9 protein-coding genes are annotated in these 13,364 nt (G+C 39.7%); 3 read left to right on the top strand and 6 right to left on the bottom strand.

Translation table 11 applies throughout. From position 1 onward, the window contains the following. Positions 1-7: 7 nt before the first annotated feature. Positions 8-253 carry a hypothetical protein gene (locus BVH02_RS09480; RefSeq protein WP_086501203.1) on the top strand — a complete coding sequence of 82 codons (246 nt, stop codon included), beginning with the start codon at positions 8-10 and terminating at the stop codon, positions 251-253. A 609-nt stretch (positions 254-862) separates the two neighbouring features. Here the strand turns inward: BVH02_RS09480 and tnpA are convergent. Together tnpA and BVH02_RS09490 are read right to left on the bottom strand one after the other, a co-directional pair. Beyond that, positions 863-1,336 carry an IS200/IS605 family transposase gene (gene tnpA, locus BVH02_RS09485; RefSeq protein WP_086501204.1) on the bottom strand — a complete coding sequence of 158 codons (474 nt, stop codon included), beginning with the start codon at positions 1,334-1,336 and terminating at the stop codon, positions 863-865. Positions 1,337-1,370: 34 nt separating this feature from the next. Then, complete coding sequence (locus BVH02_RS09490) at positions 1,371-2,540, bottom strand: DUF4221 family protein (protein WP_086501205.1); 1,170 nt, start codon at positions 2,538-2,540, stop codon at positions 1,371-1,373. A 113-nt stretch (positions 2,541-2,653) separates the two neighbouring features. On the opposite strand from BVH02_RS09490, the gene rlmD reads away from it, so the two are divergent. Together rlmD and BVH02_RS09500 are read left to right on the top strand one after the other, a co-directional pair. Continuing rightward, positions 2,654-4,060 (top strand): 23S rRNA (uracil(1939)-C(5))-methyltransferase RlmD, encoded by a 1,407-nt coding sequence (rlmD, locus tag BVH02_RS09495; protein ID WP_086501206.1) that lies wholly within the window; start codon positions 2,654-2,656, stop codon positions 4,058-4,060. Continuing rightward, entirely contained in the window at positions 4,057-4,434 is a 378-nt protein-coding gene (locus tag BVH02_RS09500) for a hypothetical protein (protein ID WP_086501207.1), read from the top strand. Before rlmD ends, BVH02_RS09500 begins: the two co-directional genes overlap by 4 nt. Positions 4,435-4,574: 140 nt before the next feature. Here the strand turns inward: BVH02_RS09500 and BVH02_RS09505 are convergent, their stop codons facing one another. The 4 genes from BVH02_RS09505 to BVH02_RS09520 all read right to left on the bottom strand — a co-directional run bounded on the left by BVH02_RS09505 (position 4,575) and on the right by BVH02_RS09520 (position 13,182). Continuing rightward, the gene (locus BVH02_RS09505) at positions 4,575-6,623 is read right to left on the bottom strand and encodes a sulfatase-like hydrolase/transferase (RefSeq protein WP_223271845.1); all 2,049 of its coding nucleotides are present in this window, start codon (positions 6,621-6,623) and stop codon (positions 4,575-4,577) included. A 168-nt stretch (positions 6,624-6,791) separates the two neighbouring features. Then, complete coding sequence (locus tag BVH02_RS09510) at positions 6,792-8,570, bottom strand: RagB/SusD family nutrient uptake outer membrane protein (protein WP_086501209.1); 1,779 nt, start codon at positions 8,568-8,570, stop codon at positions 6,792-6,794. A gap of 13 nt (positions 8,571-8,583) precedes the next feature. Then, the gene (locus tag BVH02_RS09515) at positions 8,584-12,066 is read right to left on the bottom strand and encodes a SusC/RagA family TonB-linked outer membrane protein (protein ID WP_223271844.1); all 3,483 of its coding nucleotides are present in this window, start codon (positions 12,064-12,066) and stop codon (positions 8,584-8,586) included. 81 nt (positions 12,067-12,147) lie between these two features. Next, on the bottom strand, positions 12,148-13,182 hold the full coding sequence (locus BVH02_RS09520; protein ID WP_086501210.1) for a FecR family protein: 1,035 nt from the start codon (positions 13,180-13,182) through the stop codon (positions 12,148-12,150). Between the last annotated feature and the right edge of the window lie 182 nt (positions 13,183-13,364).

Here is a 13,364-nt window from a genome sequence, read left to right on the forward strand (position 1 = left end):
TTAAATTTTGAATTGGAGAAAGCAACAAAAGCGATTTGCTTCAATTTCTCAGCCAAAATGCAAATTTTCTATTGAACCTTTTTCTAACCAAAAAATCAATTTTAAAGTTTTGGAATTATATATAACGATTGAAGATCTAATCGCACCGCTGGTGCTTTGGCCGATTCGGAATCCTGTTATTACAATAAAAATGCGCCGCTGGAGCTACTCAGAATATATCGAAAACCCAACAGCTAAAATATCATTCAATTAGGTCCTGAGATTAATTTTAGCTTCAGAGAAGCTTTTTATTTATAAAAAATAATCCCATTAATCTGCAAGAGCTTAAGAGAAGTGATTTTATAACTGATAACATCATCAGAGTAATTATTTGCCCGATTGAAGATCTAATCGCACCGCTGGTGCTTTGGCTAATTCACAACCACGTATTAACAGTCAAAATGCGCCGCTGGCGTTATTAATGTAAGAATTTGTGTTTTCAGAGTCAATCACTTTTATATCGAACAATATTGGCTTTGAAACAGCTTCAGAGAAGCTTTTTGATTGTAAAATTCAATGAAAGTTGATAGGAAGAGCTTCGGAGAAGCGATTTAATATCCAAACCTATCATAGAAATTTCAATTTACCCGATAAAGATTAAATCGCACCTCTGATGCTCTGGTGGATTCGGGATCACATTGCTACAATTAAAATGCGCCGCTGGCGTTATTAATGTAGATTTTATATTTTCAGAGTCAAACTATTTTTTATCGAACAATATTGGCTTTGAAACAGCTTCGGAGAAGCTTTTTGATTGTAATTATTAATCAAAATTGATAGCACGAGCTTCGGAGAAGCGATTTATTATCTACCCTAAAATCGCTCATAAGGGCACATCATCCAAGAATTCAAATAAATACTCATCCTTGAATTCAATTTCAAATTTCCTTAGAAGCGTCATATACTCTTCCTTAAAAGTCATTTTTTGATGATGAATCTCTTGATTCAATATATACTGATACACGTTATCGACATGAGATTTTGAATATGAAAAAGCTCCATACCCTTTCTGCCATGAGAAATTTCCGTCCGCCCACTTCTTATCTTTTAAAAAATGGTTAGATGAGGTTTTTAATTTTTCAACCAAATCTGAAATGGTTTTGTCGGGATTTAGCCCTATAAAACAATGGACATGGTCAGCGACTCCATTGACTATAATGGACTTGTGGCCAAGATCTTGAATCATCAAAACCATAACTTTGAAAAACTCCTGACGAAACTCCTTTTTCAAAAGACTCTGCCGCCCCTTCACGGCAAAAATCAATTGGATGTAAATCTGATGATAGGTGTTTGCCATTTTATTATAGTTGTGAAAAAAGGCTAGTTCTATCCTAATTTACAATCAATTGACGAAAAAACACCTTATCCTCAATAGAGTCAGGAGTTACTGCTACATAAACACCTTCCTTTAGAAAGAATAGATTGTAGCCAGAGGCACGCCAGTCCTTATTAAAATCAAATTCTCCGATTCGTTCTAGATTTTCATCATATATAATAACTGACCTCTGGTTTGGTAAACCTTTATCAGTTTTAAGTATTTTTGCAATGGATTCCTCATCATATTTCTTATAAAACAGTCTCCAGTATTCTTTTCTAAAAGGATCGTAGTTCAAGGAAAAATAGTAATCTGTTGACAATTGAAAATGTCGCTGCTTATCTGTTTGGCTTTCTTTAAAATTAATTGGATTAGGTTTTTCAATATGTGAATTACCCATCCAAAAAAATGGTGACATCTTTTCAGTTCTGAGGTCAAGCAAATAGATTGAATCTACCAGGGGAAAGCTTACTAAAATCTTATCTGGATCTTTAAAGGATGATATGCTGGGCAAAATATGGTCTGCCCCTCCCCAGTAATTCCCATCTTGGTACCATTCAGGATATCCTAAAAGTGTAGTATACTCTCCTGTTTCCAAGTCTAATTTGATCAGTAAATTCTTACTCTTGTATTGACTTTTAAATGGATCTGTATCTGGGACGCAAGGAATATACAGAAGTTTACCTTTGAGAAACATCCGTGATTTGGAGGTACTCCAGGGTAATACAGAATCCTCATCTGGCCTATTGCCTTCGTTTTCTTTAAGCCTATACGATTGCTTAACTCTTCCAGAAGAATCCGCTAGCGAAACCGTATAGCTGTATCTATCTACTAAAAAGATAGAATCATAGGAATGAAAATAAAACTCAGTTATGGTTCCCACTCCGTTTGGCCCTTCATTCTCAAATTCCAAAACCAAATCTAAAGCGGGATCTGCGAAGGAATTAATAAATATATAGTTTGGATTAGAACGGAAATAATTGAGATGAATATAAAGTTGATTACCATTTTCCTCAATGTGAACTTGAGAAAGTATGGAAAAATTAGTGGATTTGTCATTCACTGGAATAATCTTTTGTCCACCTAATCTGAGAATCAAATCATTCTTTTCACCCACCTTCCCGCCACCCTTTCCACAGGAATAGAAAAATAAGGCAAGGCACAAAATCATAAAAGTGCTTTTCATTATACTATTTTTTCATTAATCATCTAATTATTCGTAGAACACCTAAATATACATTTTTATTCTAATTCTCATTCCATTGATCCACCTCATCTTTTTTACTTAATTTTGCGCCCATGTCGCGAAAAATGAAAAACAAAGTGATTACCAACCTACTCATCGAGCGAATAGCTTCGGAGGGGAAATGTTTGGGACATCATGAGGAGAAAGTGGTTTTTGTAACGGGAGTAGCTCCTGGAGATGTGGTAGATGTACGGATCACCAAAGGGAAAAGCTCTTTCATGGAGGGAGAACCGGTTAATTTCCACGAATATTCCAAAGAACGAATTGATCCTTTTTGCTCACATTTCGGCACATGCGGTGGCTGCAAGTGGCAACACATCAATTATGACTTGCAGAAAACCTACAAGCGTCAGCAGGTTTTGGATCAGTTTCAGCGCATAGCCAAAGTGGAAATCCCTGAAGTGATGCCGACTTTAGGTTCTGAAAATACTCGATACTATAGAAATAAGCTTGATTTTACTTTTTCAAATAAGAAATGGTTAACTGTTGAGCAGATCCAGTCAGGAGAAGAGTTTGACAGAAATGCATTGGGCTTTCATATCCCGAAAATGTTTGACAAAATCGTCGATGTGGATCACTGCTACTTGCAAGGGAATATCTCTAATGACGTTAGAAATGAGTTGAGAACTTTTGCGCTCGCAAATGCACTAACCTTCTATGACATTAGAGGACGAGTTGGGCTACTTCGCAATCTCATCATCCGAACCACCAGCACGGAGCAATCCATGGTGATCGTGCAATTCGGGGAAGATGATCCGGAAGGAATCCAAAAGGTAATGGCGCATTTGATTGAGAAATTCCCTCAAATCACCTCTTTGCTGTATGTGATTAACACCAAAGGAAATGAGACTTTCCATGATTTAGACTTAGTTACTTTCTCAGGAAAGGATTATATCGAGGAAGAAATGGAAGGTTTGAAATTCCGAATTGGCCCGAAATCTTTCTACCAGACCAACTCCGAGCAAGCCTACGAATTGTACAAAGTAGCGCGTGATTTCGCCGATTTGCAAGGCGATGAGGTAGTTTATGATCTCTATACGGGAACAGGCACTATTGCCAATTTCATAGCCAAAAAAGCCAAGCAAGTTATAGGCATCGAGTACGTGCCAGCTGCTATCGAAGATGCGAAGATCAATTCTCAGATCAACGGAATAGACAACACCCTTTTCTATGCTGGCGATATGAAAGACATGCTGAACGAGGAATTCATCGCAAATCAAGCTGCTCCAGATCTCATCATCACTGATCCTCCACGTGCCGGAATGGATGAGAAGGTAGTTCAGATGCTCTTGAGATTGAACGCTCCCAAAATCGTGTACGTGTCCTGCAATCCTGCGACTCAGGCTAGAGATGTAGCGCTTTTGGGAGAAAAATATAAAGTAGAAAAAATTCAACCTGTGGACATGTTCCCGCAGACTTATCACGTAGAAAACGTCGTACTCTTAACTCTAAAATCATGATTTCAGATTTCAACGATCCCGAACTAAGTGGTAAATACCTGGGTACAATAACCAGTGATTTTATAAAGATTTCAGATACGCTCAAGGAAGCATCCTATCAAATCAGAACTCGAAAATTCTCTGATTTCCCAATCTTTCCTATCTCCAAAGAGATGCAGCCAATTGGGAAAATCTTCATCGGAAAAGATGAAAAAGATTTGGATTGGAACTACTTCATGACCTATGTGGATGAGTTTGTGCAACGCAAGTTAATCGCTGAAGAATCACTTCCTGACTTCGAAAAAGCCTACAAGGACCCAGATGAATTCTGCTGTTTATTTGTGATGGATGGTGCTTTTACGAGCTTCGTTTACATTCCTTACCCAAACGACTAATATCAATACAGACTCATAAATAAAGCTTTACCTATTGATTAGGTAAAGCTTTATTGTTTATTGTAAATAAATATGTTACAGATTTTACATAAAGTTATTATTTAAGAATTCACCACCTCTTCGAACACGGCTTCTTTTAATTATCTAAACCAGAATTCTGAGGGAATTAACACCGTAGGTCCATTTTCAAAACTCCATGACAAGTCAAGTTTTGGCGAGCTGTCTTCCTTCAACATATAAATTTTCACAGGGTGATTTCCTGCTTCCAGATAAACAGTACCCTGAGGTGAATCATCTGTCGAATAATTACCATCTACTACCGAACTATCATGAATTCGCATAAAGAAGTGACTTTGTTTGCGATCAGCAGAAAAAGTGTATTTCCCACCTTCTGGAACTTTGATGTATCCAGTCCAAACTACTAGATTACCATCTCCACTTTCGCCTTCAATAGCTGGCAAATCCTGCACTTCTTCTGAAATTGCTTTCCCCAATACTGAAGGTATGAAAGCGCTGTTGACCTGATATGAAGTGGCTAGTAAGCCTTCTTTGACTTTCAGACCTTCCAATGCTGGAACAAGTGAATTATCATAAGGACGAGGAGCTCCTACATCCGCCATTCTACCTCTAAGTGCCATAGACTTGAATTCCTCTTGCAGTTTGATATTTTCACCAGCTAGGTTCCTCGCTTGCTGCGGATCTTTCACTACATTATATATCTCAAAATCATCGGCTTGGTTTTGAATATCATAGCGAACCCCTACCATATCACCTTTTTTAAGCATCTGCATTTCCCCACGCTTTTTGTTTCGGTGAGATTCCAAAAACTCATCATAGCCAGGCACTTTCCCATTTTCAGAATATTCTACATATATTTTGCTGGAGGCTTGTTTTCCCTTTCCGATCAGAGAAGGCAATAAGGATACACCATCTGTACGAATAGGTGCTGCTGCCTGGGAAACGTCCGCGAAGGTTGCCATCCAGTCATACGAAATACTTGGGGTAGAAACGACAGTCCCTCCTTTGATATGTGATGGCCAATGTACAATCGTAGCTGTGCGTAAACCTCCCTCATACACATCTCTCTTTATGCCGTCAAAATTTGCGAAATTATTAAAAAACTCAGGCGTATAGGCCACATAGTCCTTGGGTAAATAAGACTCTCTGGACGGACCATTATCTGAAGTAAATACAACCAAGGTGTTTTCTGAAATATTCAGGTCTTTGAGCAATTGCATCAAATCTCCTACTTGATCATCAATACGTCTATTCACGGTAGCGTATCGCTTGTAGGTAGATGGCCACTCCTCCTCTGGAGTGTTTACATCTTTGTCGTGATCGTAGGTAGCATTGGCAAATTCAGGATAGGTAAATGAATCCACTTCGCCGGAAGCTGTATTAATCATTTCACCAGGAGTACCTAGCCATTGAAGTCCTCCATTCAAGCCACCACCTGCAGGATAATCTTGCGTAGGTAATTCCAGTACTGCATGAGGGGTGTCATAGGCCAAATACATGAAAAATGGTTGTGCTGACTTCTTATTTTGATGTGAAATAATATAGTCTTTTGCCTTGGCCGTGAACAAATCTCCCGTATAAGACTTGTCAAGTCCTTCTACCAATTCATACCCATCGTACACTTCCTTGCTCCCACGGTAAACTCCTTCTACAGGATAATGCTCGTGTCCATCTCCATGTCGGATATAACCAAAGTACTGGTCAAAGCCCTTTTTCAACGGGTGTGCTGGCCAATCAGGCCCTTTTCCTTTTCCCTGTAATTCCCATTTACCAATCGCAATGGTTTCGTATCCTACATTCTTAAGCACATCAGCGACCGTATAATTATCCCCGATTTCCTTATCAAATTGATTATTGCGAACGTGCGCATGTCCTTGGCTGACCCCCATTAAAATTGAAGCTCTAGAGGGTGCGCAGACAGGAGCAGCAGTATAATGGTTCGTCAACATAGCTCCCTCATTTGCCATTTTATCCAGCATTGGAGTCATGATCCATGGTTCACTTCGGTCGTTCCGTACTTTTCTTTCATTTTGAAAAAAAACACCTATGTCACCATATCCAAGATCATCTACCAGGATGAATATTATATTGGGTTTCTCCTGTGTGTGTCCCACACTTGGAAAAGCGCCTACCAATACGAGCAGGCTCATCATTCTTAAAAAACTATTCACTTTCGATATTGGTTTAGATTGAAAATTGAGATTAAAATTACTCGTTCAAAACACCTCTGGGAACAACAATTGAAATTCAACTGAGTGTTAGATATGAGGATTCAAATTTAATGAAAATGCCCTCCAATCTATATGGACTGAAGGGCACTAGTTATTCTTAAGTAGAATTTACCAACCTGGATTCTGTTCCAATTTTGGATTAAGGGCTATCTCTTCGGAAGGCACTGGATACAAGTATTGATAATCTTCCCAAGCTGGAGGAGTACCAGGAAAGAACTGGATATATCCTTCTGCAGCTCCACCTTGGATTGGAATTCTATTGTTCACTTTAGATCCTACTATCCAGCGACCCAGTTTTGGACTATTAGTATAGTCCATTTTCTTCCATCTTCTCAGATCATCAAATCTAAAGCCTTCAGCCATTAATTCGATGCCACGCTCACGTCTGATCTCCCACAACACAGGATCAATATCGGGATCTCTTTTAGGATCAAATCCCACAGTAATACTTGCCACATTCATCGGAGCTACTTTTCCTCTTGCTCTAAGTTTATTGATAGTCATGTCTGCCACATTCTGATTAAACTCACCCAGTTCCCACTTTGCTTCAGCATAATTGATCAAGACCTCACCCATTCTGAAAATCGGTGCGTCATTGAAATCATTGTTCTGAATATCGTGAAGACGGTTGTAGTATTTAAACAACTTGTAACCTGTTCTGGAAACATTATAAGGATCACCTTCATTGAAATCTCTGTAGTGAGGTGAAACCCTCAATATATAACCGGCATGATTTCTAGATGGTAATTCTTTCTGAGTCGGACTTGAAATACCAGCCATAAAGTCAATATACTCACGATCTTTTACGTCACTAGTATAATCCCAAGCGAGCTGATTTCCTGCTACTGTTTTCACTCTGAAAGGAGGAGTAATGGTATACAACATTCGGAGATCTCTTTTTCTGAATTCAGCATAAGGATCCTTATCTGTTTCAAAATCTGGGCTGGTCCAGATAGTCTGACCATCCTGCATCAGGTAGGAATCAGCACCACGTTTAGTGATATCCCAGTTACCTGCCGAATTTCTATGTCTAGAAGTCAAGCTATGGGTCAATATTCCATTTTCATATCTTTTGAAAAGCAGAATACCTGGTACGCCATCCAAAGACTCACTATTAAACACCTCATTGTAATTAGGGTGTAGCGTTGGGTTATTAGCGATAAGCTTTTCTGAAGCTGTAACAGATGCCCTTAGAAATTCATCTCCTCCTGATAAGCCATGATAGCGCCTCCAAGTCCCTTCAAAAAGGCCAAATCTTGAAATCAAAGCTCTAACTACATCGCTGCTAATTGTATTACTAGCCACACCATTAGTGCCAGGCTCAAAGATATTCTGCTCTGCAAAAAGCAAATCATCCAACATATGCTTTGCGACTTCTGCACGAGGCGTACGAGGAGCAAAAAGTAGTTCGTCCTGATCCGAAAGAACTCTATCTACCCAAGGCACGTCGCCATAAGCTGCGATCTTGGAATAATAATCATAAGCTCTGAAGAAATAACTGATCGATCTCCAATGATTTTTTTCTGCCTCAGTCATGTTAGACTTATCTAGATTGTCCAACATGATGTTAGCCCGACGCACAAAAGAAAAGTCCCAGATTGATGATGATGTAGGAATAGTTTGCCTACCCCAGATCCAAGCAGAACCTTGATTAGTATTATTCTGCATCATCAGATCTGCATCCCAATCACTGTTGATTGGAGCAAAGTCATATCCTGGAAACGCAGTGTAAAACCCATAGGCATAGGTCTGCGAAACCTGGAAATTCTCAAAGGCATTCTCCTCTGAAAATGCTAATTCCGGCTTTTTGTCCAAGGTGCTTTCGACACAACTAAATGTCAAAAGCGCTAGCGCAAAACCGAAAGCTATATTTTTAACTATTTTCATAATCTTCTGTTAATTAAAGTGTCACATTAAGTCCGAAGGAGATCTTCTTAATGAAAGGATAATTCCCACCATTGTTAATCCCAGTCAAATCTGCATCAAGCCCATCAGGCAAATGATCAAAATTGAGTAAATTTTCTCCTGACACATACATTCTAAATCTTGTGATTTTCAATCTATCTAAAAGCTGATCACTCAAAGTGTAGCCCAACGTAATATTCTGCAATCTGAGGTAAGCACCATTTGAGAGGTATTTACTCTGAACATTTCTACTTACACCGTAATTACCTGCACCATTAGGGTAGTTTCTAGGATAGAAAGCATCCGTATTCTCTGGTGTCCAGTAATCCAACTGGTGCTCGTATATTGTAGTAAATTCAAATGTATAAGGGAAATACACCGGATTATTAATCCATACGTCACGCTTGCCTATTCCTCTTAGAAATAGAGACAAGTCAAAGTTGGCAAAGGAAAGAGAACCATTTACACCATATTCAAATCCTCTGGTGGAATTACCGATGACAGATCTATCCCCAGGATCACCAAGCGTACTGTTGCCAGAGAATATCACTCCATCACCATTCAAATCTAAGTATTTGATATCTCCTGGGTTTTGTTTCACACCATTGAACGAAGGCACTCCGTCTTTCAATTGTCCATTGAGTAGGTTGGCATCCAATGTGCCTTCTACGAAATCATCCACAGTATAAAAGCCATCGGTCGTGTATCCCCAGATTTCATTCATTTTTTGACCTACATAGAACTGGTTAATCAAGCCTGCTTCATTCTGGAACCGGGTGATCTCAGTAGTGCTGTTGTACAAGTTGAAACCTACAGTATAGTTGAGTCTCTTGCTCGTCTCTCTCCATTTGATATCCAATTCCCAACCCAGAGTTTTAAGATCGGCTACGTTTTGAAGTGGCGCATTAGCACCGAGTGCAGCTGGCAGTTGAGAGCCTGCTGCTAGCATATCCAAGGTCTGTCTATTGTACCAATCAAATGTGGTAAATAACTTATTCTCAAATAATCCAAAATCAACTCCAACATTGGTCGTTCTCACTCGCTCCCAAGAATAATTAGAGCTTACCAAGCCAGGAGCGCTTAAACTAACAGCACGAACTCCGGAATCGTTATCTATCCAAGCTACGTTGGAAGAATTCATAGTAGGCAGGTAAGGATAATTTCCCCATGCTCCTTCTACCGCCTGATTTCCGATTTCTCCCCAAGATCCTCTCAGTTTTAGTTCGGTAATCGCTTTCGCTACGCCTGCCATAAATGGCTCTCTACTTACTTTCCATGCTCCAGAAAAAGAAGGGAAGAATCCGAAACGGTTTCCTTCAGGGAATCTGGAAGAGCCGTCATATCTACCATTTGCTTCCAATAGATATTTTTCTTTGAACTGATAGTTTGCTCTACCAAAGAAACCTACGATGCCATAATCAGTGTAGAAATCACTCACATTCACTACGCCAGTGGCAGTAGAAAGCCCAGGATTGGAAGGTGAAATAAGCTCCTGTCTAGAAGCATTGAAACCTTCACTCATAGACACCTGCTGGTTCATTCCCAACATGAAATCCAAGGCATGCTCGCCGAATTTCTTATTGTACTTACCATAGGCGTTTACAGCATGGTAATTTCTCTTGTTTGAACTAGTAAAGTATGAAGACTGACTAGGGTTGTATGGACTAATAGATAAAGTAGCAGGATTGATCATCGTCGGAGTGAAAGAAGGAGAACTGATCTCATCTCTACTTTTCTCAAACGTGTATTCAGCATTGAATTCCAGTCCTGCAAGAGGCTTATAAGATCCTTTTAAAAAGAATCGTATAACCTCTTCAAAATTTTCACGCTCTGGTGAATATTTGATCAAATTCGCTGGAGTCGCAAAAGGAACCTGTTCAGTACCACCTAGATTATCACTTCCTATAGGAGTAGCAGAGTGGAAGTTAATAGCACTATAATACAGGCTACCCCAATTTCCTCCAATAGGACCGGTTCTCAGACCATTTTTATAAAAACTATTGAAAGTTGTACTGATCTTAGGACTGATCTGTGTAGTCAAATCTACATTCGCAGTATATCTCTTGTAGCTATCTTTATCCGTCACCATGATACCATCTTCGTCATTGAAACCCATGGATATACGGTAAGAAGTGTTTTTACTACCTCCTTTTACAGATAAGTTATGGATTTGCTCGAATCCACTCGATCCTAAAAACTCCTGATAAAGATCATTTTCACGAGTGTAATACCTCAGACCACTTGGGTCAGTGATATATCCTTCTGGATAAGCACTTGGGTTGCTATTGTACTCATTGATATATCCCTTCCAGGTTGACACATTCTGACCGGTCCAGTAAGTCTGCTGTCCCCAGTCATCCAATGCAGTAACAAAATCTAGCGGAGATGCTTTCTTAGGTAGCGTACTTGGTTTAGTAAAACCAAAGTTGTTAGAGTATTCCAGCTTCATAGGCTGCTCGAATCCACCTGTCTTCGTCGTGATCAAAATCACACCAAATGCAGCTTCAGCTCCATAAATAGAGGCAGCGGATGCATCTTTCAGTACTACTACATCTTCTATATCTCGAGGGTTGACATCGTCTAAACTCATTGGCACGTTGTTCACCAAGACAAGTGGGCTACCACCATTGATAGAAGTGAATCCTCGAATGTTGATATTCGTACTAGCACCTGGCTGACCACTTCCGTAAGTAATCTGCAAACCTGGAACAGTACCTTGAAGAGCTTTAGCAGCATCAGTAACAGGTCTATCACCCAGCACTTTGTCCATTTTCACAGAAGTCACAGCACCTGAAATATCCTCACGCTCCTTGCTACCGAATCCTACCACTACGACTTCATCCAGTCCTGCGTAATCTTCTTCCAACACGATATCTACACGGCTTCTAGCCCCTACTACTACTTCCTGCTTTTTGAACCCTATAAAACTAACCACGAGCACAGCTCCTTCATCAGGAACTGAAAGTGTATAGTTTCCATCCAAATCTGTAATAGTACCCTGTACACTTCCTTTGAGCAAAACATTCACTCCTGGGACACCCAAGCTATCTTCATCTGTGATCTGACCCGTGATCTCCCTTTCCACTTTCTCCTCTTTCTCAACTCTTTTGGCCGATGGAGTAGTAGCATTCACACTTATGGTCTCATTGACCTGCTTAAATTTCAGCTGGGATTGCTGAGCGATTTCGCCTAGAAACACCGCTACTGAAGCACGGCTATTTTTCAAAATCACATTTCTAGAAAGATCCACACCTGCGTCAGTGAAGAAAAATGTGAAAGGGGTTTTTTGCTCAATTTCTTTGAAAGCATCTTTAATAGACAGCTCTCTTGGTTGCATCGAAATCACAACCTTCTCTATATCCTTAGCCTGTAGCAGCTCATTTGCGGAGGCGGTAGAATATACCGACATCCCCAACATGAGCATTACCAAAAAGCCTAGATTTAGCAACGGACTAAATACACGTAAACTTTTAATCATAGTACATCATTTATTGTAGGTTTATTAATTGCATTTTTCACTTTTACTTATCACTTCTATATAGCTCTACTTGACTGAAGATTACTCTCTAGTAAAATCAACATAGACAGTATCCTTATTTATTTCATAGTTGAAAAACGTGGAATAGCTCAGCACGTCCAGTACATTTTCTAAAGTCTCTCCTTCTTGGAATTTGCCCAATCCCTTAGCTGAGGACAGACTTCCTTTCACCTCGATCTTCACTCCATACCAGCGCTCAAGTCGCTTAAAAATCTCCTTGAAACCCAAGTTTCGGAATTCTAAAACACCTTCAGTCCATTGCGTATCACGTCTGACATCTCCTTTTCTTTTCTCAAATCCACCCTTATTGCTAGTCAAAACTGCTTTTTCACCCGGTAATAGAATTAGAGCCTCATCACTCTCTCCCTTATCCACTTTCACTTTCCCCTCGACTAGCAACACCTCCACGCTATTCTCATTTTCATAAGCTTTGATATTAAAAATAGTCCCGAGCGCTTCTGTGTTCAACCCAAGACTTTTGATAATGAAGGGATGCAAACTGTCTTTTGCCACGGTGATGTATGCCTCGCCTATTAGCTCAATATTTCTATTGACTGCGAAGTCCTCCTGATACACCACTGAACTTTCAGAATTCAGTGATACCAAGGAGCCATCTGGAAGCTGGAATTTTGATTTTACGCCTGATGGATTACTTCTAGTGATTACTTTGGAAGGAAGTTCCTGCTGGGTAGGCTCAGGAGTATTCGTTGATTTGAAAAAAACCAGAGGAACCAAAATGACCAGTGTCACGATGGCTGCTACACTTACCCAAGAAGGTATATGTCCTTTAGTTGTTCTATGTACCTCTCTGCTGTAGTTAGTGTCGAGCTTCCGCGTTTTAGCTTTTACTTTCTCAACATTGATTTTATCTAGGAGGGATTGATCGTTCCAATCTGCATAGTCTCCGACTACAAGCTTACTGTTCCAGTCAGAATTAATTTTAGAATCTAAAAAAGAGGTGCCTTCCTCAGTATTCAGCCAAGCACAAAACACTTTCGCATCTGACTCGGGCATTTTCCCATCAAAAAAATCCTCGAACTGTCTATTCTTATCCATTAGGTTTATTTAGTTAACCCGGATTATGAATTAGAATTCATAGGAAAATAAAAGCCACAAGTATATCAACTTAATGATTTCAGGCAGTCTTAATTCGTAACAGATTTCCTATTACATATTTCGGGTTCAAAAGTATATAGACCTGAGGTCCGCAAAAGTCCCGGAGAAATGTGAAAAAATCT

It is taken from the genome of Algoriphagus ratkowskyi (assembly GCF_002150505.1).
Lineage (GTDB): Bacteria > Bacteroidota > Bacteroidia > Cytophagales > Cyclobacteriaceae > Algoriphagus > Algoriphagus ratkowskyi.

Bases quoted from the DNA above. Each gene is read 5' to 3' on its own strand.
- tnpA (WP_086501204.1), bottom strand. From the start codon at position 1,336: ATGGCAAACACCTATCATCAGATTTACATCCAATTGATTTTTGCCGTG.
- BVH02_RS09520 (WP_086501210.1), bottom strand. From the start codon at position 13,182: ATGGATAAGAATAGACAGTTCGAGGATTTTTTTGATGGGAAAATGCCC.
- rlmD (WP_086501206.1), top strand. From the start codon at position 2,654: ATGTCGCGAAAAATGAAAAACAAAGTGATTACCAACCTACTCATCGAG.
- BVH02_RS09515 (WP_223271844.1), bottom strand. From the start codon at position 12,066: ATGATTAAAAGTTTACGTGTATTTAGTCCGTTGCTAAATCTAGGCTTT.
- BVH02_RS09490 (WP_086501205.1), bottom strand. From the start codon at position 2,540: ATGAAAAGCACTTTTATGATTTTGTGCCTTGCCTTATTTTTCTATTCC.
- BVH02_RS09500 (WP_086501207.1), top strand. From the start codon at position 4,057: ATGATTTCAGATTTCAACGATCCCGAACTAAGTGGTAAATACCTGGGT.
- BVH02_RS09510 (WP_086501209.1), bottom strand. From the start codon at position 8,570: ATGAAAATAGTTAAAAATATAGCTTTCGGTTTTGCGCTAGCGCTTTTG.